Raw genomic sequence first — 25,491 nt, forward strand, 5'->3', positions numbered from 1 at the left:
GAGCGATGAGCACCTCCCTTTCCCGTGACCTGGCCCGGGTCGAGCAGGCGCTCCTGGCGCGGTGGCCGGAGAACCGGCTCGAGCCGTCGCTGACCCGCATCTCCGCCCTGGTCGACCTGCTCGGCTCACCGCACCGTGCGATGCCCGTCGTCCAGGTCACCGGCACCAACGGCAAGACGACGACGGCGCGGATGGTCGACGAGCTGCTGCGCGGCTTCGGCCTGCGCGTCGGCCGGTTCACCAGCCCGCACCTGGAGTCGATGCGCGAGCGGATCGTGCTCGACGGCGAGCCGCTGCCGGCCGAGCGCTTCGTCGAGGTCTACGACGACATCGCGCCCTACGTGCAGATGGTCGACGCGGGCAGCGACGTCCCGATGTCCTTCTTCGAGGTGATGGTGGCGATGGCCTACGCCGCGTTCGCCGAGGCCCCGGTCGACGTCGCCGTCGTCGAGGTCGGCATGGGCGGCACCTGGGACGCGACCACCGTCGCCGACGCCCGGGTCGCCGTCGTCACCCCCGTCTCGCTGGACCACGCCGAGTACCTCGGGCCGGACGTCGCCACGATCGCCACCGAGAAGGCCGGGATCATCAAGCCGAACACCGGGGACGGCGTGCTGCCCGACGGGCGCCCGGACGGCGGCGTCGTCGCGGTGATCGCCCACCAGCCGGCCGGCGCGCTGGAGGCGCTGGTGCGGCGGGCGATCGAGGTCGACGCGACCGTCGCCCGGGAGGGCACCGAGTTCGGCGTGCTGGAGCGCCGGGTGGCCGTCGGCGGCCAGCAGGTGCGGCTGCAGGGGCTGGGCGGGGAGTACGACGAGGTCTTCCTGCCGCTGTTCGGCGCGCACCAGGCGCAGAACGCCGCCGTGGCGCTCGCCGCCGTGGAGGCGTTCCTGGGCGCGGGGTCCGCCACCGGCCCGGTCGCCCAGGACGTCGTCCGGGAGTCCTTCGCCGCGGTGCGCTCGCCCGGCAGGCTGGAGCGGGTCCGCACCTCCCCGGCGGTGCTGGTCGACGCCGCACACAACCCGGCCGGCATGGCGGCGACGGTCGAGGCCGTCCGGGAGTCCTTCGACTTCACCCGGCTGGTCGGCGTCGTCGGCTGCGTGCAGGGCAAGGACGTGACCGGCATGCTCGCCGAGCTCGAGGGCCTGTGCGCCGAGCTGGTGGTCACCCAGAACAGCTCGCCGCGGGCGATCCCGGCCGATGAGCTGGGGGCCCTGGCGGTCGACGTCTTCGGTGCCGACCGGGTCAGCGTGCACCCGCTGCTCACCGACGCGCTGGAGTCGGCGATGGAGTTGGCCGAGGCCGGCCCGGACGACGCCCTGGGTGGCTCCGGCGTGCTGGTCACCGGCAGCGTGGTCACCGCGGGGGAGGCTCGGGCCCTGCTGTCCGGCGCGCAGCGGTGACGGCACCGGACCCGGTGCGTGCCGGCAAGGCCCTCGGCGGGGCCGCGGCGGCGATCCTGCTGCTGGAGGGGATCGCCGTCCTCTTCGTGCCGCGGGGCATCGCCCAGACCGGAGAAGGGCTCACCGGCAGCCGGCTGACCGTCCTGCTCGTGCTGGCCGTGCTGCTGATCCTGGCCAGTGGGCTGCAGCGTCGTCCGCAGGGTCTGGTCATCGGCACGGCACTGCAGGTGCCGCTGCTGCTCACCGGGCTGCTCAGTGGGGCGATGTGGCTGGTCGGCGGCGTCTTCGTGGCGATCTGGCTGTACCTGCTGCAGGTCCGCAAGGAGCTGCTCGGCTCGCCCTTCGGACCGCCGCCGGCGGCACCTCCGGCACCGCCGGCCGGCTGACGGCGCTACGCCGCCGAGGCGTCCCCGAGCTGACCGCGCAGCCGGTCGGCGTCGGTGCCCAGCTGCTGGAGCACCCGCCGCACCACCGGGTCGCCGACGGCGAGCAACCCCGCCAGCACGGCACCGCTGTCGATGACCCGGGCCCGGCGGCGCAGCTTCGACCGCAGGACGTGGCGCAGCGACTCCTCCAGGGCCTGCTTGCTCCCATCGGCGAACGGCAGGTGACCAGTGGGCTCGCGGCCACCGCGATCCAGCGCGCCCGGGCCGAAGGCGGACTCGGCAGCAGCTCGCACCTGGTCCAGGTCGATGCCGATGGCGGCCAGTGCGTCGGCGTCCAGCGCGCCGTTCGAGCGTGCCAGGGCCGCCTCGACGGATCCCAGGTCGGCGCCGGTCGCCCGCAGCGCCTGGCCCCCTCGACCGGGGTCGGCCGTCAGGGCCAGCAGGAGGTGCACCGGCTCGACCTGTTCGGCGTGCAGCCAGCGAGCCTGTGCCTGTGCCATGACGACCACCTGACGGGCCTCTCGGGTGAAGCGCTCGAACACGTCATCGGTCCCTTCTCGAGGTGGCGTGCTTCTTGTGGACGGCCTGCTTGCTGACGCCCAGGGCGTCGGCGATCTGCTGCCAGGACCAGCCGCGCGCCCGGGCGTTGCCGACCTGGAGCACCTCGAGACGGTCGGCGAGGTCGCGCAGCGCACGGATGGCGCGGAGCCCGGTGTCCGGGTCGTCGGCCGCGGCGGCGGTGGTGACGTCGGTGGGGGAGGCCATGTCGTCAACCTAGATTGACAGCGGTGACCTGTCAACCTGGATTGACAGTTGACGTCCCGTACGCTCCCGGGCGTGTCTGCACCCACTGCTGAGCGTTCGCTGGTCCTGGTCAAGCCCGACGGCGTTGCCCGCGGCCTGGTCGGCCAGGTCATCGCCCGCCTGGAGGCCAAGGGCCTGCGCCTGGTCGCCGCCGAGCTGCGCACCCTGACCACCGAGGTCGCCGAGGAGCACTACGGAGAGCACCGCGAGCGGCCGTTCTTCGGCTCGCTGGTCGAGTTCATCACCGGGGGACCGCTGCTGGCCCTCGTGGTCGAGGGGCCGCGGGCCATCGAGGCCTTCCGTGCCCTGGCCGGCGCCACCGACCCGGTGAAGGCCGCCCCCGGCACGATCCGCGGCGACTTCGCCCTCGAGGTGCAGGCCAACATCGTGCACGGCTCCGACTCGCCCGAGTCGGCCGCGCGCGAGATCGCGCTGTTCTTCCCGGCTCTCTGAGGAAGCACCCCCTCGCCCCCCACCGCTCGCGAGCTCGCGGTGGGCCCCGGCGAGGGGGTCTGAGGGCCGAAGTCGCGACTTCGGCCCCTGGCGCAGCGGCTACCCTGGGCGGGTCATGACTGTGGAATCGCTATACCCCCGCCTCGAGCCACTCCTCGCCCAGGTGCAGAAGCCGATCCAGTACGTCGGTGGCGAGCTCAACGCCCAGGTGAAGCCGTGGGACGACGTCGCCGTCCACTGGGCGCTGATGTACCCCGACGCCTACGAGGTCGGGCTGCCCAACCAGGGCCTCATGATCCTCTACGAGGTGCTCAACGAGCGCCCCGACGCCCTGGCCGAGCGCACCTACGCCGTCTGGCCGGACCTGGCCGGGCTCATGCGCGAGCACGGGGTCGGCCAGTTCACCGTCGACGCCCACCGCCCGGTGCGGGAGTTCGACCTGCTCGGCGTCAGCTTCGCCACCGAGCTGGGGTACACGAACCTGCTCGAGGCGCTCGACCTCGCCGGCGTCCCGCTGCACGCGGTCGATCGCGACGAGAGCCACCCGGTGGTCGTCGCCGGTGGGCACGCCGCCTTCAACCCCGAGCCGGTCAGCGACTTCGTCGACTGCGCGGTGCTCGGTGACGGTGAGCAGGTCGTCGGGGACATCACCGACGTCGTCGCCGCCTGGAAGGAGCAGGGCCGCCCCGGTGGGCGGGTCGAGCTGCTGGCCCGGCTCTCCCGGGTCGACGGGGTCTACGTGCCCCGCTTCTACGCGGTCAGCTACGCCGCCGACGGCACGATCGCCGAGGTGCGGCGCACCAGGGACGACGTCCCGGTCAAGGTCGGCAAGCGCACCGTGATGGACCTCGACGAGTGGCCCTACCCCAAGCAGCCGCTGGTCCCGCTGGCCGAGAGCGTGCACGAGCGGATGAGCGTGGAGATCTTCCGCGGCTGCACCCGGGGCTGCCGGTTCTGCCAGGCCGGGATGATCACCCGCCCGGTCCGCGAGCGCACGATCACCGGCATCGGCTCGATGGTCGACGCCGGCCTCAAGGCCACCGGCTACGAGGAGGTGGGCCTGCTCTCGCTGAGCAGCGCCGACCACTCCGAGATCGGCCAGCTGGCCAAGGAGCTGGCCGACCGGTACGAGGGCACCAACACCGGCCTGAGCCTGCCCAGCACCCGGGTCGACGCCTTCAACGTCACCCTGGCCAACGAGCTCTCCCGCAACGGCCGCCGCTCCGGGCTGACCTTCGCCCCCGAGGGCGGCAGCGAGCGCATCCGCCGGGTGATCAACAAGACCGTGTCCAAGGAGGACCTGGTCCGCACGGTCACCACGGCCTACGCCAACGGCTGGCGCCAGGTGAAGCTGTACTTCATGTGCGGCCTGCCCACCGAGACCGACGAGGACGTGCTGGAGATCGCCGAGCTGGCGGTCGAGGTCATCCGCGCCGGCCGCGAGGCCAGTGGCAGCAAGGACATCCGCTGCACCGTCTCCATCGGTGGCTTCGTGCCCAAGCCGCACACCCCCTTCCAGTGGGCGGCGCAGGCCAGCGCCGAGACGATCGACCACCGGCTGCGGATCCTGCGCGAGGCGATCAACGCCGACCGCCGGATCGGCCGCTCCATCGGCCTCCGCTACCACGACGGCAAGCCCGGGGTGATCGAGGGACTGCTGTCCCGCGGCGACCGCCGGGTCGGCCGGGTCATCGAGCGGGTCTGGCGCGACGGCGGGCACTTCGACGGCTGGAGCGAGCACTTCTCCTACCAGCGCTGGGTCACCGCCGCGGCCGAGGAGCTGGCCGCGTTCGGGGTCGACCTGGACTGGTACACCACCCGGGAGCGCACCGAGCACGAGGTGCTGCCCTGGGACCACCTGGACTCCGGGCTGGACAAGGAGTGGCTCTGGGACGACTGGCAGGACGCGATCTCCGAGGACGAGGTCGGCGACTGCCGCTGGACCGGCTGCTACGACTGCGGCGTGTGCCCGACCATGGGCACTGACATCCAGATCGGGCCCACCGGGCGCAGCCTGCTGCCCCTGACCCCCGTCGGCCGGTAGTGGCCCGCACCCCGGACGGCCCACCGCCGCCGCCCACCGTGCAGAAGCTGCGGCTGCGCTACACCAAGCGCGGTCCGCTGCGCTTCGCCTCGCACCGCGACCTCGCCCGGGCCCTGGAGCGGGCGCTGCGCCGCGCGCAGGTGCCGATGGCGTTCTCCGCCGGCTTCAGCCCGCACCCGAAGATCTCCTACATGGGTGCGGCGCCGACCGGTGCGGCCTCGGAGGCGGAGTACTTCGAGATCGGGCTCTCCGCACGGCGCGACCCGGAGCAGGTGCGGGTCGCGCTGGACGCCTCGCTGCCCCCGGGCATCGACGTCCTGGAGTGCGTCGAGGCCGTCGAGGGCAGCGGGTCCCTGGCCGACCGCCTGAACGCCACCCGGTGGCGGATCGACCTGCCCGGGGTGGACGCCGACGAGCTCTCCGCGGCGGTGCAGGCCTTCCTCGCCGAGGAGGTGGTGCTGGTCGCGAAGCGGACCAAGAACGGCACCAAGGACGTCGACGCGCGGGCGGCGGTCGTCTCCGCCGCGGTCGCTGTTGAGGCAGGTTGTGCCATACTGCTCGTGGTCGTACGGCAGCTCACGCCGACCGTGCGACCGGATGACGTGATGGCCGCTCTGGCTGCCGTCGCCGACCTGCACCCGCCGTTGCCCGCCCGGGCCGTGCGTGAGGCGCAGGGCCGGCTCGACGACAGCGGTGACGTCGCCGATCCGCTGGGGCCCGACCGCGAGGCCAGTTCCCGCTGCCAGGGGGAGCCGGCTCAGGTCTGACCTGGCGGGACCGGATGTGCCGGGCGTCGCCTGCGACACGTCTGCCAGCCGTGGCGCTGCATCACCTGAACTCTCGAACCACCGCACCACCTGTGTTCAGCACGCTGCACCACCGGGCCCCAGCCGCACCGGCCGGGGCGCGCACCAGACTTCGCGGGCCGGGCAGAACCGCCGCTCCCAGCGGCCGCCCGATCCGCCCAACCCACGTTCCTGCGCGGCCGCCAGTCGGAGACGATCGGCGCCCGGGAACGCACAGGAGGCGAGCCCTTCGTGGCCGACCACAACGACAACGAGAACAGCACCGACACCAGCGCCGCGGACGGATCGGCGCCTCCCGCCGATCTGCTCGGCGGCCTCGCCGCGGAGCCGGCCGCGGATGACGGGTCGCCCGCCGAGCCGGACGCCGAGCCGTCGGCCGACGACCTCTCCGAGGAGCAGGTCGAGGTCCCGGTGGCCGAGGCGGTCACCCCCCAGCCCGAGCACGAGCTCCCCAGCTTCGGCGCCCAGTTCAGCTCGCCCGAGCCCACCACCGTCACCGCCCGGCCCCGCCGCCGCGCCACCCGGCCGGCCGTGACCGCCGACCCCGACTCGGTCGAGCCCCCGGCACCGCAGCTCTCGCCGGTGGCCCCCGCCTTCGTCAGCTTCGTGGCCCCCGAGCCCGAGGTCGCCGCACCGCGTCGCCGCAGCCGCCGCCCCCAGGCCGAGTCGCCGACGGAGTCGACCGACGCGGACGCCGGCCGGACCGACGACCGGCCGGCCACCGACGAGCGCGACGAGGAGCAGGCACCGCCGCGACGGTCCCGCAGTCGCCGCCGCAGCGCGGCCGAGAGCGAGCCGGTCGAGGCCCAGGACACCGAGACCACCGAGGACACCCAGACCACCGAGACCGACGAGCGGGACCTCGAGGACTCCGACGACCGTGACGGCGAGGACGGCGGCTCCTCGGGCAGCCGTCGTCGGCGCCGGGGCCGTCGGGGCCGCGGCCGTGGCCGCACCGGCGAGGACGGCGCCGACGGCGACCGCGACGACGAGGACACCGACACCCCGGCCGGCGCCGAGGAGTCCGACGACAGCACCGAGCCCGAGGGCCAGGACGACGACGGCGAGGACGACGACGCCGCCGAGGGTGGCTCGGGTTCGAGCACCCGCCGTCGCCGCCGTCGCCGTCGCCGCGGCAGCAGCGGTGAGAACGGCAGCACCGAGGACAGCACCGAGGACGCCGACGATCGGCCGGAGCGGGCCGGCCGCAACGGCCGCACCTCCAGCGACGACGACGTCCGCGGCGTGGCCGGCTCCACCCGGCTCGAGGCCAAGCGCCAGCGCCGCCGGGAGGGCCGCGACGGTGGCCGTCGCCGCGCGCCGATCCTGAGCGAGTCGGAGTTCCTGGCCCGGCGTGAGGCCGTGGACCGGGCGATGGTCATCCGCCAGCAGGGGGAGCGCACCCAGATCGCCGTCCTGGAGGACGACGTCCTGGTGGAGCACTACGTCACCCAGGCGCAGGCCACCTCGTTCGCGGGCAACGTCTACCTGGGCCGCGTGCAGAACGTGCTGCCCAGCATGGAGGCCGCGTTCGTCGACATCGGCAAGGGCCGCAACGCCGTCCTGTACGCCGGTGAGGTCAACTGGGACGCCGCCGGCCTGTCCGGGAAGTCCCGCTCGATCGAGACCGCGCTGAAGTCCGGCGACAAGGTCCTGGTCCAGGTGACCAAGGACCCGATCGGTCACAAGGGCGCCCGGCTGACCCAGCAGGTCAACCTGCCCGGCCGGTTCCTGGTCTACGTGCCCGGTGGCTCGATGACCGGCATCAGCCGCAAGCTGCCGGACAAGGAGCGCCAGCGGCTCAAGGACATCCTGAAGAAGATCGTCCCCGAGGACGCCGGCGTCATCATCCGCACGGCCGCGGAGGGCGCCTCGGAGGAGGAGCTCACCCGCGACGTGGCCCGGCTGCAGGCGCAGTGGGAGGTCATCCAGACCAAGGCCTCCTCGACCAGCAACGCGCCGACGCTGCTCTACGGCGAGCCGGACCTGGCGATCCGGGTCATCCGCGACGTCTTCAACGAGGACTTCAAGCGGCTGGTCGTCCAGGGCGGCGACGCATGGGACACCGTCGAGGCCTACGTCGCGCACGTCTCCCCGGAGCTGTCCGAGCGGCTACAGCGCTACACCGGCACCGGTGACGTCTTCCGCGATCTGCGGATCGACGAGCAGCTGATGAAGGCGCTGGACCGCAAGGTGTGGCTGCCGTCGGGTGGCTCGCTGGTCATCGACCGCACCGAGGCGATGACGGTCGTCGACGTGAACACCGGCAAGTTCGTCGGGTCCGGCGGCAACCTCGAGCAGACCGTCACCCGGAACAACATCGAGGCCGCCGAGGAGATCGTCCGCCAGCTCCGGCTGCGCGACATCGGCGGGATCATCGTCATCGACTTCATCGACATGGTCCTGGAGAGCAACCGCGACCTCGTGCTGCGGCGGCTCACCGAGTGCCTCGGCCGCGACCGCACCAAGCACCAGGTCGCCGAGGTGACCTCGCTGGGCCTGGTGCAGATGACCCGCAAGCGCGTCGGGCAGGGCCTGCTGGAGGTCTTCTCCGAGCCGTGCGAGCACTGCCGCGGTCGGGGTGTCCTGGTGCAGGTCGACCCGGTGGACGAGAAGAAGCGGTCCAGTGGCAACGGCGGCAACGGTGGCGGGGGCAACGGCGCGGCCGGCAACGGTGGCGGCGGTCGCAACCGGGGTGACTCGGGCATCGGGTCCGGCTCGGGCAGCGGCTCGGGCAGCGGTGCCGGCTCCGACAAGGGCTCCGACAAGGGCTCCGACAGGAGTCGGGACAAGGGCCGGGACGACCGGGCCAAGGACGCCGACGTCCCGACCCCCGACGCGAAGGACGCTGCACCCGCGACTGCGGAGGTCGGCCCGGAGGGTGACGCGGCCGACGTGGCGGGCGCCGACGCCGCCGAGACCGGTGGCGGTCGCGGGCGTCGCAGCCGGGGTGGCCGGGACCGTGGCTCCCGGGGCGGCAACGCCACCGAGCGCGGTTCCGTGGACGCAGGTTCGCCGGCCCCGCAGGCCGACCAGAGTGCGGCGGCGGACGAGACGGCCCCGGAGACGGCGGACGAGGGCACCGCGCCGTCCCGTCGCGAGGACCCGGCCGCGGGCTGGGACGTCGCGGACGCCATGGCGCTGCAGGGCGGGGCGTCCTTCGACGAGCCCGCTGCGGGTGAGCAGGCCGCGGGGGAGCAGGTCGCCGAGCCGACGACCGAGTCGACGACCGAGCCGGCCGGTGAGGGCCGTGGTCGTCGCAACCGGGGCCGTCGCGGTCGTGGACAGTCGGCCGAGGCCCGTGGGGCCGAGGACGCTCCGGTCGCCGAGGCACCCACCGCCGAGGCACCCACCGCCGAGGCACCTGCCGACGAGGAGCCGCTGCCCGCCGGCGAGACGGCCGTGCAGGTGGTCGCCGAGGAGTCGACGCCGGACACCGTCCTCGCCGCTGCGGTGGCGGCGCCGACGGCTGCCCCGGACGTCCCGGCTGGGGCTGCGGAGCAGTCGGAGCCGACCGTCGTCGTGGCGCCCGAACCGGTCGCCGAGCCGGTGGCCGACCAGGACGTGCCGGTGGTCCGGCCGCGGCGCCGCAGGGCCGCCTCGCGGCCCGCAGGCCCGCCCGCCTGACCGAGGACCCCGGGCAGGGCGCCGCCCCGCCCGGGGCCCGGGTCGGACCGCTCCTACGCGGTTCGACCCGGGCACGGCGCCTCGGGTACGCTGGACGGGTTGCTCCACCACGGGCCGTGCACTCCGGTGCCGCCTGGGGGGCGCGAGCAGCACGTCCAGCACTCGGCCCTCGTGGCGGTCGTGCGCGCAGGACACAGTGCTGGACACATGGAACCGATCGAGGAGTCAGTGGTGTACGCAGTCGTCAAGGCCGGTGGAGCGCAGCACAAGGTGGGTGTCGGTGACACGTTCACCATCAACCGCCTCAGCGGAGAGGCCGGTGACACCGTCACCCTTCCGGCCATCCTGCTGGTCGACGGCGACACCGTCACCGCCGACGCTCAGACGCTCGCCGGCGTCACCGTGACCGGCGAGATCGTCGAGCACGGCAAGGGCCCGAAGATCCACATCCACAAGTTCAAGAACAAGACGGGCTACCACAAGCGCCAGGGGCACCGTCAGCCCCTGACCAGCGTCGTGGTCCGCGACATCACGAAGGGCTGACGACATGGCACACAAGAAGGGCGCATCGTCGTCCCGTAACGGTCGCGACTCGAACGCCCAGCGCCTGGGCGTCAAGCGCTTCGGTGGTCAGGTCGTCAAGGCCGGCGAGATCATCGTCCGCCAGCGCGGCACCCACTTCCACCCGGGTCTCGGCGTCGGCCGCGGCAAGGACGACACCCTGTTCGCGCTCGTGCCCGGCTCGGTGACCTTCGGGTTCCGCCGCGGCCGCCGCGAGGTCGCCATCACGGCCGTCGGCGCCCCGGTTGCCGCCCGTGAGACCGCCTCGGTCTGAGCACCACCCAGCACCACCAGCTCTGACCGGGTGGCGGCGCCGACTCTCGGCGCCGCCACCCGTTGCCCTTTCCGGACAGTTCGGCCGTAACGCAGAGAGGCGGCGATCATGGCCGCTTTCGTCGACCGCGTGACGGTCCACGTCTCGGCAGGCAAGGGTGCCAACGGGGTCAGCTCCGTGCACCGCGAGAAGTTCAAGCCGCTGGGCGGCCCCGACGGGGGCGACGGCGGTGACGGCGGCGACGTCGTCCTCCAGGTCGACCCCAGCGTGCACACCCTGCTGGACTTCCACCACCGCCCGCACCAGAAGGCCGGCAACGGCAAGCAGGCGGCCGGCGACTACCGCAACGGCGGACGCGGGGCCGACCTGGTCCTCGGCGTGCCCTCCGGCACCGTCGTGAGCGTCGGCGGTCAGGTCGTCGCCGACCTGGTCGGCGCCGGCGCCCGGCTCGTCCTCGCCCGCGGCGGCAAGGGCGGTCTGGGCAACGCGGCGCTGGCCAACGCCCGCCGCAAGGCCCCCGGGTTCGCGCTGCTCGGCGAGCCCGGCGAGGCCGTGGACGCCGTCCTCGAGCTGAAGAGCATCGCCGACGTCGGTCTGGTCGGGTACCCCTCGGCCGGCAAGTCCTCGCTCGTCGCCTCGATGTCGGCCGCCCGCCCCAAGATCGCCGACTACCCCTTCACCACGCTGGTGCCGCAGCTGGGCGTGATCCGCTCCGGCGACACGACCTACACGATGGCCGACGTCCCCGGGCTGATCCCCGGCGCGTCTGTGGGCAAGGGCCTGGGGCTGGAGTTCCTCCGGCACGTCGAGCGCTGCGCCGTCCTGGTGCACGTGGTCGACATGGCGACGATGGAGCCCGGCCGCGACCCGGAGACCGACATCGAGGCGCTCGAGCACGAGCTGCGCGAGTACGGCGGCGAGGACCTCGACCTGGTCGGCCGGCTGCGGATCGCCGTGCTGAACAAGATCGACGTGCCGGACGGCCGCGAGCTCGTCGACCTGGTGCGCGCCTCGTTGGAGGAGCGCGGCCTGCAGGTCTTCCCGATCAGCGCGGCCACCGGGGAAGGGGTGACCGAGCTGGGCTACGCGCTCGCCGCCGCCGTCCGGGAGCACCGCGCCTCGCTGCCGGACCTCCCGCCGGCCCCGATCACCATCACCCCGCGCGCCGTCGACGACGGCGGCTTCACCGTCGAGCGCGATCCCCGCACCGACGGGTGGGTCGTGCTCGGGGTGCGCCCGGAGCGCTGGGTCCGGCAGACCGACTTCAACAACGACGAGGCCGTGGGCTACCTCGCCGACCGGCTCAACCGGCTCGGTGTCGAGGAGGGGCTGGCCAAGGCCGGCGCCGTCCCCGGTGACGCGATCACCGTCGGCGACGTCACGTTCGACTGGGAGCCGACCCTCCCGGCCGGCACGCTCACCATCGAGGAGACCGCGGGCCTGGGTGGCCGCGGTACCGACACCCGGCTGGAGGACAACACCCGGCTGTCGGCCGAGGAGCGACTGCTCGCCAAGAAGGCCCGCCGGCTGCCGTACGAGGTCACCGAGGGCGACGGCTGGATCGACGCCGGCCTCCTCGACGACACCGACCGGTGACCGCCCGCGCGGAGATCGCCGCCGCGCAGCGGGTGGTGGTCAAGGTCGGGTCCTCGTCGCTGACCACGCTGCCCGGCGGGCTGGACGAGACCCGGCTGCGGGCGCTGGTCGACGTCCTCGGCGCGCTGCGGGCCGCCGGCCGGCAGGTCGTGCTCGTCTCCTCCGGGGCGATCGCCGCGGGGCTGGCGCCGCTGGGGCTGGCCGGCCGCCCCCGCGACCTGGCCACCGCGCAGGCGGCTGCGAGCGTCGGGCAGCTGCGGCTGGTGCAGACCTACGCGGATGCCTTCGCCGCCCACGACGTGACCGTCGGCCAGGTGCTGCTCACCGCCGACGACCTGACCCGGCGCAGCCACTACCGCAACGCGCAGCAGACGATCGAGCGGCTCCTGGCGCTCGGCGTGCTGCCGATCGTCAACGAGAACGACACGGTCGCCACCGAGGAGATCCGGTTCGGCGACAACGACCGGCTCGCCGCGCTGGTCGCCCACGTCGCCATGGCCGACGCCCTGCTGCTGCTCTCCGACGTGGACGGCGTCTACGACGGCGACCCGCGCACCGGTCCGGCCGCGCTGGTCGACACCGTGCACGGCCCGGCGGACCTGGCGGCGGTGACGCTCGGCTCGGCCAGCCGCAACGGCGTCGGCACCGGCGGGATGGCCACCAAGGTGGAGGCCGCGTTCATCGCCTCGGCGGCCGGGGTGCCCGTCGTGGTCACCTCCACCGCGCAGGCGGCGGACGCACTGGCCGGGGAACGGGTGGGCACGCTGTTCGCCCCCACGGGGCGGCGTCCCTCGGCCCGGCAGTTCTGGCTCCGCTACGCCAGCCGCCCCCGCGGCCGGGTGCTGCTCGACGAGGGCGCGGTCCGTGCCGTCCGGGAACGGCACGCCTCGCTGCTGGCCGCGGGCGTCACCGGCGTGACCGGGGAGTTCCTCGCCGACGACCCGGTGGAGCTGGTCGGCCCGGACGGCGAGGTGGTCGCCCGCGGTCTGGTCGCCTACGACGCCCGCGAGCTGCCGGCGCTGCTGGGCCGCAAGACCGGTGACCTGGACCCGGAGCACCGCCGCGAGGTCGTCCACCGGGACGAGATGGTCCTCGTCGGGCGCCGCACTCCCGGCTGAGAGACTGCCCCCGTGACTGTTCGCCCCATCCGCGAGATCGGTGACCCGGTGCTGCGCACCCCGGCCGACCCGATCCGCGCCTTCGACAAGGACCTCGCCGCGCTCGTCCGCGACCTGGAGGAGACCGTCGACCACCCCGGCCGGGCCGGGGTGGCGGCGACCCAGATCGGGGTCGGCCTGCGGGTCTTCTCCTACAACGTCGACGGCGTCATCGGGCACATGGTGAACCCGGTGATCGCCGAGCGCAGCGAGGAGACCCAGGACGACGACGAGGGCTGCCTGTCGATCCCGGGGCTCTACGCCCCCACCGTCCGGGCGATGCACTGCGTCGCCGAGGGGTTCGACGTGCACGGTGAGCCGCTCCGGATCGAGGGCAGCGGGCTGCTCGCCCGGTGCCTGCAGCACGAGGTCGACCACCTCGACGGGAAGCTCTTCGTCGACCGGCTGACCGGTGATGCCCGCAAGCAGGTCCTCCGCGCCCTGCGCAGCTGAGGAAGGACCCCGTGCCCCCCGCCACTCGCAGGCTCGCGGCGGAACCCTGCACGAGGGCCGCGCGTAACCTCGGTGCGTGTCCGACGCCGACTTCCCGCTGATCGGGGCCGCCGCGGTCCGCGCCCGTGCGGCCGCCCGCGTGCTGCGCACCCTGCCCACCGAGACCAAGGACGCCGCGCTCGCCGCGATGGCGCAGGCGCTGCTGGAGCGGGGCGACGAGGTGCTCGCCGCCAACGCCGCCGACGTCGAGGCCGCCGCGGCGGACGGCACGCCGGCCTCGGTGCTGGACCGGCTGCGGCTGGACCCGGCCCGGCTGGCCGCGGTGGCCGACGCGCTGCGACACCTGGTCTCGCTGCCCGACCCGGTCGGCGACGTCGTCCGCGGGTCCACGCTGGCCAACGGGCTGCAGCTGCGCCAGGTGCGGGTGCCGCTCGGTGTGGTCGGGATCGTCTACGAGGCCCGTCCCAACGTGACCGTCGACGCCGCCGGGCTCTGCCTGAAGAGCGGGAACGCGGCGCTGCTGCGCGGCTCCGGCTCGGCGCACCGCACCAACACCGCGCTGGTCGCCGTCCTCACCGAGGCCGCCGAGAAGGCCGGGTTGCCCGCTGGGTCGATCGCGCTGCTGCCGGCTGACCGGGCGTCGGTCGGGGAGCTGCTGAACGCCCGTGGTCTGGTCGACGTGGTCATCCCGCGGGGCGGGGCCTCGCTGATCAACCGGGTGGTGCGGGAGGCGACCGTGCCGGTGATCGAGACCGGCGTCGGCAACTGCCACGTCTACGTCGACGCCTCCGCCGACCCGGCGATGGCCGAGGCGATCGTGCTGAACGCCAAGACCTCCCGGGTCAGCGTGTGCAACTCCGCGGAGACCCTGCTGGTGCACCGGGACGTCGCCTTCCTGCCCCGCCTGCTGGCCGCCCTGGCCGACGCCGGGGTGACGCTGCACGGCGACGAGGCCGCGGCCGAGGCCCACGAGGGCGTCGTCCCCGCCACGGACGAGGACTGGGCCACCGAGTACCTGTCGCTGGACATGGCCGTCCGGGTGGTCGACGACCTCCCGGGGGCGCTGGACCACATCAGCCGGTGGGGGAGCGGGCACAGCGAGGCGATCGTCGCCGACTCCGCCCGGGCGATCGCCGAGTTCACCGCCGGGGTCGACGCGGCAGCGGTGCTGGTCAACGCCTCCACCCGGTTCACCGACGGCGGCCAGTTCGGGTTCGGCGCCGAGATCGGCATCTCCACCCAGAAGCTGCACGCCCGTGGCCCGCTCGGGCTGCCGGAGCTCACCTCCACCACCTACGTCGTCACGGGCAACGGCCACACCCGCTGACCCCGGCACGCACCCGCTCAACGAGGAGCCGCATGTCCCGCACGCCCACGCACGCCGCCCAGTTCGCCGACGTGGCGGACGTGACGACGCGGTTGTCGGCCGCCGGCTACCTGCCCGACGCCCAGATCGCCACGACCGTCTTCCTGGCGGACCGGCTGGGCAAGCCGCTGCTGGTGGAGGGCCCGGCCGGGGTGGGCAAGACCGAGCTGGCCAAGGCGATGGCCGCCGCGACGGGCTCGGAGCTCATCCGGCTGCAGTGCTACGAGGGCCTGGACGAGGCGCGGGCGCTGTACGAGTGGAACTACAAGAAGCAGCTGCTCCGGATCTCCGCGGCGGGCACCGGCGGTGCCGACTGGGACACCGTGCACGACGACGTCTTCGGTGAGGAGTTCCTGCTCGCCCGGCCGCTGCTGACCGCCATCCGGCGCACCGACCCGACCGTGCTCCTCATCGACGAGACCGACAAGGCCGACGTCGAGGTGGAGGGCCTGCTGCTGGAGGTGCTCAGCGACTTCCAGGTCACCATCCCCGAGCTGGGCACGATCACCGCCACCCGCCGTCCCCTGGTGGTGCTCACCTCCAACGCCACCCGCGAGCTGTCCGAGGCGCTCAAGCGGCGCTGCCTGTACCTGGCGCTGGACTACCCGAGCGCCGAGCGGGAGCGGGAGATCGTGCTGTCCCGGGTGCCCGACCTGGCTCCGGGCCTGGCCGACCAGCTGGTGCGCACGGTCCGGGCCCTGCGGGCGCTGGAGCTGAAGAAGTCGCCGTCGATCTCCGAGACGCTGGACTGGGCGCAGACGCTGCTGGCCCTCGGCCTGGACACCCTGGACGAGTCGGCGATGCGTTCGACGCTGGGCGTGGTGCTCAAGCACGCCAGTGACCAGGCCCGGGCCGCCGCCGAGCTCCGGCTGAACTGATGCCGCCGGGAGCCGCCGTGGAGCCGGGTGGGCTGGTCGGGCACCTCGACGGCTTCGTGCGCGCAGTGCGGGAGGCCGGCGTCCCGGTCGGGATCAGCCAGGCGGTGGACGCCGCCCAGGTGCTCACCGTCGTCGACCTGCTCGACCGGGAGCAGCTGCGGCACGGCCTGGCCGCGGTGCTGCTCCGCCGGGCCGCCCAGCGCGAGGTCTTCGACGTGCTGTTCGACCTCTGGTGGCCGCTGACCGACCGGCCGGTGCCCGTCGCGGACGACGACGGAGCCGGGGACGGCGGCGAGGACGGCGAGCCCGGCACCGACGGACCGCTGCCGGTGGGCGACCCGGGTGCCCTGGCCGCGGCGCTGCGCGCCGAGCTGCTGCGGCTGCTGCTGGAGGGGGACGAGGAGGCGCTGCGCCGGTTCGCCCGGCTCGCGGTCGACCAGCTCGGCGCCGGGGCGCCCACCCCTTCGGGGCAGTCGTTCTTCAGCTACCGGGTGCTGCGCGCACTGTCGCCGGACACGCTGGTGGCGCAGCTGCTGGCCGGGATGCTCGCCGGCGGTGAGACCGGCGGGCTGGCCGAGCAGGTGGCCCGGTCGACGGCGAAGGAGCGGATCGCGGCGTTCCGGACGGCGGTGGAGGCCGAGGTGCGGCGCCGCACCGCCGCGGAGAAGGGGCGGGACAAGGTCGCCCGCAACGCCGTCCGCCCGATGGCCGACCAGGTCGACTTCCTCCGCGCCCAGCAGGCCGACCTCGCCGAGCTGCGCCGCACCGTGGCGCCGCTGGCCCGGCGGCTGGCCGTGCGGCTGTCGGCCCGCCGGCGGCTGGGCCGGGCCGGGCGGCTGGACTTCCGCCGCACGGTGCGCGCCTCGCTGGCCACCGGCGGGATGCCGCTGGTCACGCACCACCGGCCGCGGGCGGTGCACAAGCCCGAGCTGGTGGTGCTCTGCGACGTCAGCGGCTCGGTGGCCGGCTTCAGCCACTTCACCCTGATGCTGACCCAGGCGCTGCGCGAGCACTTCAGCGGCGTGCGGGCCTTCGCCTTCGTCGACTCCACCGACGAGGTGACCCGGTTCTTCACCCCCGGGGCCGACGTGGTCGACGCGATCGCCCGGATCGGCCGGGAGGCCGACGTGGTCAGCTTCGACGGGCACAGCGACTACGGCAACGCGCTGGAGGTCTTCGCCGAGCGGTGGCCGGCGGCGGTCGGGCCGAAGACGTCGCTGCTGGTGCTCGGCGACGGTCGCACCAACTACCGGCACCCGGGCCTGCCGACGCTGGCCGACCTGGTGCGGCGGTCGCGGTCGGCCCACTGGCTCAACCCGGAGCCGCGCCGGCTGTGGGGGAGCGGCGACTCGGCCGCCGACCGGTACGCCGACGTCATCCCGATGGTGGAGGTCCGCACCGCGGCGCAGCTGGCGGACTTCGTCACCACCCTCTGAGTCGGGGCCTCGGTCGCCCGGGGTGCGTCCGGCGAACATGACGACACGCCGACGGAATCGTTCCCATGGGAGCTCCTCCCTGCGGACCCAGGAACCAGACGGCATCGTCCGATCGGGCACGACGGCAGGGTGGACGACGGGGCCGGAGCACGGGGTGCGCGATCACGCGGCGTTCCCCGGGTGGCGAGCGGCGGCACGGGGGAGCCGGTCGCCGACCGGCGCACACCGGCAGCACCCGGCCGTCGTGCCCCTCCCGCTGGTCGCCGGAGCCGGTGGTCGGACGACCGGCTCCGGCAGCGCCGGGCTAGGCTCGATCGGTGGCAGGACGTCGACTCGGGGTGATGGGCGGCACGTTCGACCCCATCCACCACGGGCACCTGGTGGCCGCCAGCGAGGTCGCCGGGCTGTTCGGGCTCGACGAGGTCGTCTTCGTGCCGACCGGTCAGCCCTGGCAGAAGTCCGACCGGGGCGTGAGCCCTGCCGAGGACCGCTACCTGATGACCGTGATCGCGACCGCCTCCAACCCGCGCTTCTCCGTCAGCCGGGTCGACGTCGACCGGGGCGGGCCGACGTACACCATCGACACCCTGACCGATCTCCACCGCCTGCACCCCGACGCCGAGCTGTTCTTCATCACCGGCGCCGACGCGCTCGCCCAGATCGTGGGCTGGCGGGAGACGGACAAGCTCTTCCAGTTGGCGCACTTCGTGGGCGTCACCCGGCCCGGGTACCAGCTGGCCGACGCCGACCTCCCGCGCGGTGCGGTCAGCCTGGTCGAGGTGCCGGCGCTGGCGATCAGCTCCACCGACTGCCGCGACCGGGTGCGCCGGGGACGGCCCGTCTGGTACCTGGTGCCCGACGGTGTGGTCCAGTACATCGAGAAGCGCGGGCTGTACCACCCCGGCGCGGCCGGGCCCGACGAGCTGCTGCCCGACACCGCCCCGCGGGTCGGTGGCTTCCCGGCCGAGCGGCTCGTGGCCCTCGACCACCGGGAGACCGCGGCCACCGACCACCGTGAGACCGCGGCCCCCGACCTGAGCGACACCCCCACCCACGGGGACGATCCGTCCCCCGACCTGCAGGAGATCCCCCGATGACCGCCTCGGACGAGGCACGCGAGACCGCGCTCATCGCAGCGCAGGCCGCCGCCGACAAGCTCGCCACCGATGTCTCGATCGTCGACGTCAGTGACCGCCTGGCGATCACCGACGCGTTCGTCCTGACCTCGGCGCCCAACGAACGTCAGGTCCAGTCGATCGTCGACGGGGTGGAGGAGCGCCTGCGCGAGCACGGTGTGAAGCCGGTCCGCCGCGAGGGCATGGCCGAGGGGCGGTGGGTGCTGCTGGACTTCGTCGACGTCGTCGTGCACGTGCAGCACGCCGAGGAGCGCGCCTACTACGCCCTCGAGCGGCTCTGGAAGGACTGCCCGGTGATCCCGTTCACCGACGGCGCGGTCCCTGCCGCCCCGACGCCCGCTGAGCAGGAGGCTGCCGCCGCCGATGAGGGCAGCGGCGAGGACGCCCCGGGCGAGTCCGGCCGGTGACCGGGGGCGCCGACGCCCCGGCGGTGCCCCGGCTGCTCGTGTGGCGGCACGGCCGTACCGAGTGGAACGCCGCCGGGCGCTTCCAGGGCCAGCTCGACCCGCCCCTGGACGCCGAGGGGCGGGCCCAGGCCGCACGCACCGCACCGCACGTCGCCGCCCTGCTGGAGGGCCAGGAGGTGCTGCTGGTCTCCAGCGACCTGCAGCGCGCGGTCGACACGGCCGGTGCGCTGGCCCCGCTGCTGGGCGTGCAGCTGCGCATCGACGAGCGGCTGCGCGAGCACGGGCTGGGCAGCTGGGAGGGCCTGACCCGGCACGAGGTGGCCGACCGGCACCCGGGGCAGTACGCCGACTGGATGGCCGGCCGCCCGGTGCCCGAGCGCGGCGGAGAGGCGCAGGCCGACGTCGCCGCGCGGGCACTGGCGGCCGTGGCCGACCTGCCGCCGGCGGCCACGGCCGTGCTGGTGACCCACGGCGGGACGGCCGGCCGGTTGATCGAGGCGCTGCTGGGGCTGGGGGCGGAGCACAAGCGGGTCTTCGGGCCGCTGGGCAACTGCCACTGGAGCGAGCTGTCCTTCCAGGCCTCGGGCTGGCGGCTGATGCGGCACAACCTGTCGGCGCCGACGCCGGAGGGCGTGGAGGGCGGCGTGCGGGCGACCGGTGACCGTGGTCCGTTCCCCGAGCCCTCGGCCACCGACGCCCCCGACGCGCCGCGGGCGGGAGCCAGCCCCGAGGAGGGCGCACCGGCGACCGACGCTGACGCCGGCTGACCAGCCACTCCCGCGGCGCCGCGCACCACGCGGCTAGCCTCGCGCCATGTCCGTCGCCGTGGTCACCGACTCGACGGCCTACCTGCCGGCCGACGTCGTCGAGCACTTCGGCATCGAGGTCGTGCCGCTGTACGTGGTGCTCGCCGGGCGGTCCGGCCGGGAGGGCAGCGACGTCACCTCCGCCGAGGTCGCCCGTTCGCTGGCCGTCCGGGGCGGGCACGTCAGCACGTCCCGCCCGACGCCGGGGGACTTCGTCGCCGTCTACCGGCGGCTGCTGGACGGCGGCGCCGACCGGCTGGTGTCGGTGCACCTGTCCGGGGAGCTGTCGGGCACGTGGGACGCCGCCCGGGTGGCGGCGGCGCAGGTCGGTGAGCACCTGGTGACCGTGCTGGACTCCCGGTCGGCCGCGATGGGCACCGGGTTCGCCGTGCTGGCCGCCGCCCGGGCCGCGGCGGACGGCGCCTCGGCCGCCGAGGTGGCCGAGGCGGCGCGGCAGACGGCGGCGGCGACCCGCACCTTCTTCGTCGTCGACACCCTGGAGCACCTGCGGCGCGGCGGGCGGATCGGTGCAGCGGCCGCCCTGCTGGGCAGTGCCCTCGCGGTGAAGCCGGTACTGCACGTGACCGACGGCCAGGTGGTCGCCCTGGAGAAGGTGCGCACCTCGGCCCGCGCGCTCAACCGGCTGGTCCAGCGCGCGGCCGACGTGGCCGGTGACGCGCCGGTGGCGGCGGCGGTGCACCACCTCGCCGCCCCTGAGCGCGCGCAACGGCTCGCCGACCAGCTCGCCGCCCGGCTCCCGGCGCTGACCGAGCTGTACGTCAGCGAGCTGGGGGCCGCTGTCGGGGCGCACGTCGGGCCCGGAGCGGTCGGGGTGGTCGTCGACCCCACGCCCCGGCCCGCGACCCAGGCGGGACAGCGGCCGGCGGACGCGCCACCGCCGGACCCGTCGGCGCACGGGCAGGACTGAGGGCGGGAGCTCGGGCACCCGGCCACGGTCCGGCGGTCCTGGCACTGCGCGGGGGTCGCCGTCCACAACGGTGCCCGCCGTCCACAACCTGCCCGCGGGCCTCGGCGGGGGCGGCGGCGGCTCCCTAGCGTCCGTGCCGTGCGCCCTCCTGCCCGTCGCAGCGACGACTCCGACGTCATCCGGGCACGGCTCCGGGCCCTGCTGGCGGAGGGGCAGTCCGGGGGCTGGGTCCCCGACGCGGACGAGCCGGGTGGGCCGTCCGACGACGGTGGCTGGCCGGAGGACGAGGACGACCGGGCGACCCAGCCCGTCGAACCCGCACACCTGCCCGCGGGGCTCGGCCGGCACCGCGCTCCCGGGCGTGCTGCCCGCCTCGACCCCGGTCGTCCGGGCGCCTGGGCGCTGTGGGGAGTCGCGGTGCTGGCGGCGGTCGTCGTCGTCGGCTGGACGTGGGTCGACCGCCCGGTCGTCGACCAGGTGCCGGCCGCTGCGTCGAGCGGTGCTGCGGTGGCCACCGCGAGCCCGGTGCCACCTGCCTCGGCTGCCCCCGCACCCGGCGTACCGACCGGCACGGTCGTGGTCTCGGTCGTCGGGTTGGTCGGCACCCCGGGCCTGGTCACGTTGCCGGCCGGGGCGCGGGTGGCCGATGCGCTGGCGGCGGCCGGCGGGCTGTTGCCCGAGGCCGACCCTGCGTCGGTGAACGCGGCTGCCGTGGTCTCCGACGGGCAGCAGATCGCCGTCGGGGTGCCCGGGGCGGTGGCCGGCGCGGAGCCGGCGGGCGGCGCAGCGGCGGGCGGGGCCCTGGTGGACCTGAACACCGCGACCGTCGCGGAGCTGGACGCGCTGCCGGGGATCGGCCCCGTGCTCGCCCAGCGGATCGTCGACCACCGCTCCGCCCATGGGCCGTTCACCAGCGTCGACCGGCTGGACGACGTCAGCGGCATCGGACCGGCGATCTTCGCCGACCTGGCCGAGCGGGTGCGGGTCTGACCAGGCCAGCGCCGGGTGCCCGGCGCCCGGTCCACCGGGTGCCGGTGACGGAGCGGTGGTCGTGGCTCGACCTCCGGCTCGTCCCACCCGCGGCCACCGTGTGGGTGCTGACCCTGCTGGCACCCCAGCTGCCCGCCGGGCTGCTCCTTCCCCTCGCGGTGGTCGCGGCCCTCGGTGCCGCTGGTCTGCTGCTGGCCGGCGGACCCGGCCGCGCCGGCACGCTCCGAGGGGTCGCGGCCCGCGGCGTCGTCATCGGGTGCCTGGCCGCGGTCACCGTCACCGGGGCCGCCGCGGCGGTCCGGGCCCAGGCGCGGGCGGCGTCACCCCTGCTGACGCTCGCCGACCGCGGATCGGTCGTCGAGGTGGTCATGGAGCTGACCGACGACCCGCGGCCGGTGGCCGGTGCCGGACCGGCTCGGGTGATCGTCGACGGCACCGTCTCCCAGGCCGCCGGCCGGTTCATGGACGACCCGGTGCTGCTCTTCGGCCCGGCGGAGGAGTGGGCCGGGCTGCTCCCCGGTCAGTCGGTGCGACTCCACGTCCTGGTGCGACCGGCCGAGCCGACCGACGACGTCGTGGCCGTGCTGTCGGCGCGGTCACCACCCGATCCGGTCGGTGCGCCGGGTCTGGTGCAGGACGCAGCCGGGTCCCTGCGCGCCGGGCTGGCCGACTCGGCTGCCCGCACCCTGCCCGATCGCCCCGCGGGCCTGCTCCCCGGCCTGGTCGTGGGCGACACCAGCGCCATGGACCCCGCCCTGGTGGAGGAGTTTCGGGTCGCGGGCCTGGCGCACCTGACGGCCGTCTCCGGGGCCAACGTGGCGATCGTGGTGGCGCTGGTGTTGTGGCCGCTGCGGGCGCGGGCGGTCGACCGGCGGTGGCAGGCGCTGGCCGCGGGCCTGGCGATCGCCGGGTTCGTCGTCCTCGCCCGCCCGGGGGCCAGCGTGCTGCGGGCTGCAGCCATGGGCGCGGTGGCGGTGCTGGCGCTGGCCTCCGGCCGGTCCCGTGCCGCGGTCCCGGCGTTGGCGGTCACCGTCCTGGTGCTGCTGCTCCTGGCACCGGGGCTGGCGACCGACGTCGGGTTCGCGCTGTCGGTCTCCGCCACGGCGGCGATCGTGCTGCTGGCGCCGGGCTGGTCCCGGGCGCTCCGCCGCCACCGCGCGCCCCGTCCGCTGGCGGACGCCGTCGCGGTCAGTGCGGCCGCCGGCGTGGTCACCGCGCCCCTGATCGCCGGTCTCTCCGGGCTGGTCAGCCTGGTGTCCCTGCCGGCCAACCTGCTGGCCGCGCCCGCGGTGGCCCCGGCGACCGTGCTGGGCGTGCTGGCCGCCCTGGTGTCGCCCGCAGCGCCCTGGCTGGCCGATGCGCTCACCTGGGTCGCCGGTTGGCCGGTGCGCTGGCTGGTCGTCGTCGCCGAGCGCGCCGCGGCCGTGCCCGACGGCGCCACCGGCTGGCCGGCCGGCACCCGGGGCGCGGTCCTGCTGGCCGTCGTCCTGACCGGCGTGGTCTGGGCACTGCGGCGCTGGCCCCGGCTGCGCCCGCTGGCGCTGGCCGCCCTGGTGGGCGTCGTGCTGGTCGGCTGGCCGTTGCGCCAGCTCAGCCGGGGCTGGCCGCTGCCGGACACGGTCGTGGTGGCCTGCGACGTCGGTCAGGGTGACGCGCTCGTGCTGCCGACCGGACCGGGTGAGGCGGTGCTGGTCGACGCGGGGCCGGACCCGGCCCTCATCGATGGCTGCCTGCGCCGGCTCGGGGTGCAGCGGCTGCCGCTGGTCGTGCTCTCGCACCTGGACGCCGACCACGTGGGCGGGCTGGCCGGCGCGCTGGCGGGGCGGGACGTCGGGGAGGTGGCCACCGGGACGCTGGCGCCCGACGACGAACGGGTGTCCCAGCTGGACCGGGCGGTGGCCGGGGCGGGTGCGCGCCATGTGGTCCTCCTGCCGGGCGACCGGCGCACGGTCGGCAGCGCCGACCTCGAGGTGCTGGCCCCCGATCCGGCCGAGGCCGTCGCCGGAGCCGAGCCCAACGACCTGAGCCTCGTCGTCCGGGCCACCCAGCGCGGAGTCCGGGTGCTGCTCACCGGCGACCTCGGCGCGGAGGCGGAGGCGCATCTGGTGGCGGCCGGCCTCGACCTGGGCGCCGACGTGTTCAAGGTGCCGCACCACGGCAGCGCGGACGCCGATCCGGGCTTCCTCGCCGCCAGCGGGGCGGCCGTCGCGCTGATCTCGGTGGGCGCCGACAACAGCTACGGCCACCCCACCCGGCGGCTGCTGGACTGGCTGGCCGACGCCGGGATGCGCACCCACCGGACCGACCGGGACGGCGACGTCGCGGTGGTCGGCCGGGCGGGGGAGTGGGGAGTGGCGGTGCGGGGGCCGGACGCCGTGCTGCGCGCCACCGCTGCGGCCGAGCCACCCGCCCCGGGTACGCCGGGTGCGCCACGACCGGGCGCGGGAGCGCCCCGGACCCGTCGGCGCCCCGTGGCAGCATGGCCCCGTGGCAACAGCGGCACCTCCGGCTCCGACCTCCCGGCTCCGGGTCGTGGTGGGCGAGGAGGAGCTGCTGCGCGCGCGGGCGGTCTCCGCCGTGCGCGCGGCGGTCCGCGAGCGCCACCCCGACAGTGAGGAGCACGAGCTCCCCGCGGCCGGGCTGGCGATCGGCCAGCTGGCCGACGTGCTCGCGCCCTCCCTGTTCGGCGGACACCGGCTGGTCGTCGTCACCGGGGTGCAGGAGTCCGCGGCGGCGCTGGCCGACTCCCTGGTGAGCTACACCAAGGAGCCCGACCCGGAGCTCACGCTGGTCGTCGTGCACAACGGCGGGAAGCGCAACGAGGCCCTGCTGAAGGCGTTCAAGGCGGCCGGGGCGGCGGTCGACGAGTGCCCGAAGATCAGCTCGGCGGGGGAACGGGTCGCCTTCGTGCGCAACGAGGTGCGCTTCGCCGGCGGCAAGATCACCCCGGATGCGGTGACCGCGTTGCTGGACGCGGTCGGCAACGACCTCCGCGGGCTGTCGGCCGCCGCCAGTCAGCTGGTGTCGGACTTCGGTGGGGTCGTCGACGCCGACGCCGTCGCCCGCTTCCACCGGGGCCAGGCCGAGGTCACCGGGTTCACCGTCGCCGAACGGGTGCTGGTCGGTGACATGGCCGGCTCGGTGGAGATGCTGCGGTGGGCCCTGGACCGCGGGGTGGCGCACGTGCTGATCGCCGATGCGCTGGCCGACGGGGTGCGCACGGCGGCCCGGGTCGCGTCGCTGAACACCAGCAACATCGGTGAGCTGGCCCGTCAGCTCAAGCTCCCGCCGTGGAAGGTGAAGAAGGCGCAGGCGCAGGCGCGGGGCTGGAGCATCGACGGGCTGCAGCAGGCGATCGGGGTGGTCGCCGAGCTCAACGCCGACGTGAAGGGCGCTGCCGCCAGCGCCGACTACGCGCTGGAACGGGCTGTCCGTCGGATCGTGGGCATCCGTGCCGCCGCGGCCGGCGGTCGGGCCCGCGCGCTGCGCTGACGTCTCGAGCCCACCGTCCGTCCACCCCGGCCCGGCGTCGTGGCCGGCGGCTCGCTCGGCCGGAGGTGGTGCCCGGAGGACGGGGCGGGTCCAGAAACGCGACGAGCCCCCTCCCAGCAGGGAGGGGGCTCGTCGCGGAGCGGTGCGCGCAGCTCAGAGGCTGGCGGCCTTCTTGGCCAGCGCCGACTTGCGGTTCGCAGCCTGGTTCTTGTGGATGACGCCCTTGCTGGCCGCCTTGTCCAGGGCCTTCGAGGCGGTCGCGAGGGCGGCATCGGCCGCTGCCTTGTCCCCGGCGTCGGCGGCCGTGCGGAAACGCCGCACCTGCGTCTTCAGGGCGGAGCGGACAGCGACGTTGCGCTGACGAGCGATCTCGTTGGTCTTGATCCGCTTGATCTGGGACTTGATGTTCGCCACGCGTGAGCCTCGGATGTGTCGCAGGGAGGTGTACTTCTGACAGTGCGTCCACGGCACAACGAAGCGCAGCGCGG

The 25,491-nt window shown here is 74.9% G+C and carries 24 protein-coding genes; 21 read left to right on the top strand and 3 right to left on the bottom strand.

Annotated features, from left to right (window positions below; translation table 11 throughout):
- Nucleotides 1-5: 5 nt before the first annotated feature.
- A complete protein-coding gene (locus O2W53_RS05010; protein WP_269161926.1) occupies nucleotides 6-1,403 on the top strand; it encodes a bifunctional folylpolyglutamate synthase/dihydrofolate synthase in 1,398 nt (465 codons plus the stop codon).
- The gene (locus O2W53_RS05015; RefSeq protein ID WP_269161927.1) at nucleotides 1,400-1,789 is read left to right on the top strand and encodes a DUF4233 domain-containing protein; all 390 of its coding nucleotides are present in this window, start codon (nucleotides 1,400-1,402) and stop codon (nucleotides 1,787-1,789) included. Before O2W53_RS05010 ends, O2W53_RS05015 begins: the two co-directional genes overlap by 4 nt.
- 5 nt (nucleotides 1,790-1,794) lie before the next feature.
- On the opposite strand, the gene O2W53_RS05020 is transcribed toward O2W53_RS05015, so the two are convergent.
- On the bottom strand, nucleotides 1,795-2,289 hold the full coding sequence (locus tag O2W53_RS05020; protein WP_269161928.1) for a Clp protease N-terminal domain-containing protein: 495 nt from the start codon (nucleotides 2,287-2,289) through the stop codon (nucleotides 1,795-1,797).
- A gap of 43 nt (nucleotides 2,290-2,332) precedes the next feature.
- A complete protein-coding gene (locus tag O2W53_RS05025; RefSeq protein WP_036336706.1) occupies nucleotides 2,333-2,554 on the bottom strand; it encodes a helix-turn-helix domain-containing protein in 222 nt (73 codons plus the stop codon).
- 72 nt (nucleotides 2,555-2,626) lie between these two features.
- Between O2W53_RS05025 and ndk the strand changes: the two genes are divergently transcribed.
- From ndk to holA, 19 genes are all read left to right on the top strand, one after another.
- Complete coding sequence (gene ndk / locus O2W53_RS05030) at nucleotides 2,627-3,046, top strand: nucleoside-diphosphate kinase (RefSeq protein WP_036336704.1); 420 nt, start codon at nucleotides 2,627-2,629, stop codon at nucleotides 3,044-3,046.
- A 115-nt stretch (nucleotides 3,047-3,161) separates the two neighbouring features.
- Nucleotides 3,162-5,090 (top strand): TIGR03960 family B12-binding radical SAM protein, encoded by a 1,929-nt coding sequence (locus O2W53_RS05035; protein WP_269161929.1) that lies wholly within the window; start codon nucleotides 3,162-3,164, stop codon nucleotides 5,088-5,090.
- Nucleotides 5,090-5,857, top strand: coding sequence for a TIGR03936 family radical SAM-associated protein (locus O2W53_RS05040; protein WP_269161930.1), 768 nt, complete (start codon nucleotides 5,090-5,092; stop codon nucleotides 5,855-5,857). The genes O2W53_RS05035 and O2W53_RS05040 overlap by 1 nt, the downstream gene beginning before the upstream one ends.
- Before the next feature lie 270 nt (nucleotides 5,858-6,127).
- Complete coding sequence (locus tag O2W53_RS05045) at nucleotides 6,128-9,523, top strand: Rne/Rng family ribonuclease (RefSeq protein ID WP_269161931.1); 3,396 nt, start codon at nucleotides 6,128-6,130, stop codon at nucleotides 9,521-9,523.
- 207 nt (nucleotides 9,524-9,730) lie between these two features.
- Nucleotides 9,731-10,066 (top strand): 50S ribosomal protein L21, encoded by a 336-nt coding sequence (gene rplU / locus O2W53_RS05050; protein ID WP_442928864.1) that lies wholly within the window; start codon nucleotides 9,731-9,733, stop codon nucleotides 10,064-10,066.
- A 4-nt stretch (nucleotides 10,067-10,070) separates the two neighbouring features.
- Entirely contained in the window at nucleotides 10,071-10,358 is a 288-nt protein-coding gene (gene rpmA, locus O2W53_RS05055) for a 50S ribosomal protein L27 (RefSeq protein ID WP_036336698.1), read from the top strand.
- Between the two features lie 108 nt (nucleotides 10,359-10,466).
- Nucleotides 10,467-11,954 carry a GTPase ObgE gene (gene obgE / locus O2W53_RS05060; RefSeq protein ID WP_269161932.1) on the top strand — a complete coding sequence of 496 codons (1,488 nt, stop codon included), beginning with the start codon at nucleotides 10,467-10,469 and terminating at the stop codon, nucleotides 11,952-11,954.
- Nucleotides 11,951-13,072 (top strand): glutamate 5-kinase, encoded by a 1,122-nt coding sequence (proB, locus tag O2W53_RS05065; protein ID WP_269161933.1) that lies wholly within the window; start codon nucleotides 11,951-11,953, stop codon nucleotides 13,070-13,072. Before obgE ends, proB begins: the two co-directional genes overlap by 4 nt.
- Before the next feature lie 12 nt (nucleotides 13,073-13,084).
- Entirely contained in the window at nucleotides 13,085-13,564 is a 480-nt protein-coding gene (def, locus tag O2W53_RS05070) for a peptide deformylase (RefSeq protein WP_269161934.1), read from the top strand.
- A gap of 76 nt (nucleotides 13,565-13,640) precedes the next feature.
- Nucleotides 13,641-14,891, top strand: coding sequence for a glutamate-5-semialdehyde dehydrogenase (locus tag O2W53_RS05075; RefSeq protein WP_269161935.1), 1,251 nt, complete (start codon nucleotides 13,641-13,643; stop codon nucleotides 14,889-14,891).
- 32 nt (nucleotides 14,892-14,923) lie between these two features.
- The gene (locus O2W53_RS05080; RefSeq protein ID WP_269161936.1) at nucleotides 14,924-15,808 is read left to right on the top strand and encodes an AAA family ATPase; all 885 of its coding nucleotides are present in this window, start codon (nucleotides 14,924-14,926) and stop codon (nucleotides 15,806-15,808) included.
- The gene (locus O2W53_RS05085; RefSeq protein ID WP_269161937.1) at nucleotides 15,808-17,244 is read left to right on the top strand and encodes a vWA domain-containing protein; all 1,437 of its coding nucleotides are present in this window, start codon (nucleotides 15,808-15,810) and stop codon (nucleotides 17,242-17,244) included. Before O2W53_RS05080 ends, O2W53_RS05085 begins: the two co-directional genes overlap by 1 nt.
- Nucleotides 17,245-17,561: 317 nt before the next feature.
- Nucleotides 17,562-18,341: a nicotinate-nucleotide adenylyltransferase gene (nadD, locus tag O2W53_RS05090; RefSeq protein WP_269161938.1), complete on the top strand. Its 780-nt coding sequence runs from the start codon at nucleotides 17,562-17,564 to the stop codon at nucleotides 18,339-18,341.
- Complete coding sequence (gene rsfS, locus O2W53_RS05095; protein ID WP_269161939.1) at nucleotides 18,338-18,787, top strand: ribosome silencing factor; 450 nt, start codon at nucleotides 18,338-18,340, stop codon at nucleotides 18,785-18,787. The genes nadD and rsfS overlap by 4 nt, the downstream gene beginning before the upstream one ends.
- Nucleotides 18,784-19,554: a histidine phosphatase family protein gene (locus O2W53_RS05100; protein WP_269161940.1), complete on the top strand. Its 771-nt coding sequence runs from the start codon at nucleotides 18,784-18,786 to the stop codon at nucleotides 19,552-19,554. Before rsfS ends, O2W53_RS05100 begins: the two co-directional genes overlap by 4 nt.
- Before the next feature lie 46 nt (nucleotides 19,555-19,600).
- On the top strand, nucleotides 19,601-20,521 hold the full coding sequence (locus O2W53_RS05105) for a DegV family protein (protein ID WP_269161941.1): 921 nt from the start codon (nucleotides 19,601-19,603) through the stop codon (nucleotides 20,519-20,521).
- Between the two features lie 138 nt (nucleotides 20,522-20,659).
- Nucleotides 20,660-21,511, top strand: a complete 852-nt coding sequence (locus O2W53_RS05110) for a ComEA family DNA-binding protein (RefSeq protein WP_269161942.1) — start codon at nucleotides 20,660-20,662, stop codon at nucleotides 21,509-21,511.
- Between the two features lie 44 nt (nucleotides 21,512-21,555).
- Complete coding sequence (locus O2W53_RS05115; RefSeq protein ID WP_269161943.1) at nucleotides 21,556-24,126, top strand: ComEC/Rec2 family competence protein; 2,571 nt, start codon at nucleotides 21,556-21,558, stop codon at nucleotides 24,124-24,126.
- Nucleotides 24,044-25,003, top strand: a complete 960-nt coding sequence (gene holA, locus O2W53_RS05120; protein ID WP_269161944.1) for a DNA polymerase III subunit delta — start codon at nucleotides 24,044-24,046, stop codon at nucleotides 25,001-25,003. The genes O2W53_RS05115 and holA overlap by 83 nt, the downstream gene beginning before the upstream one ends.
- A gap of 153 nt (nucleotides 25,004-25,156) precedes the next feature.
- Here holA and rpsT read toward each other — a convergent pair whose 3' ends face one another.
- Complete coding sequence (gene rpsT, locus O2W53_RS05125) at nucleotides 25,157-25,417, bottom strand: 30S ribosomal protein S20 (RefSeq protein ID WP_269161945.1); 261 nt, start codon at nucleotides 25,415-25,417, stop codon at nucleotides 25,157-25,159.
- Nucleotides 25,418-25,491 lie beyond the last annotated feature (74 nt).

Origin of the sequence: Modestobacter sp. VKM Ac-2978, assembly GCF_026968025.1 — a bacterium.
In the GTDB taxonomy this organism is placed as follows: Bacteria; Actinomycetota; Actinomycetes; order Mycobacteriales; family Geodermatophilaceae; genus Modestobacter.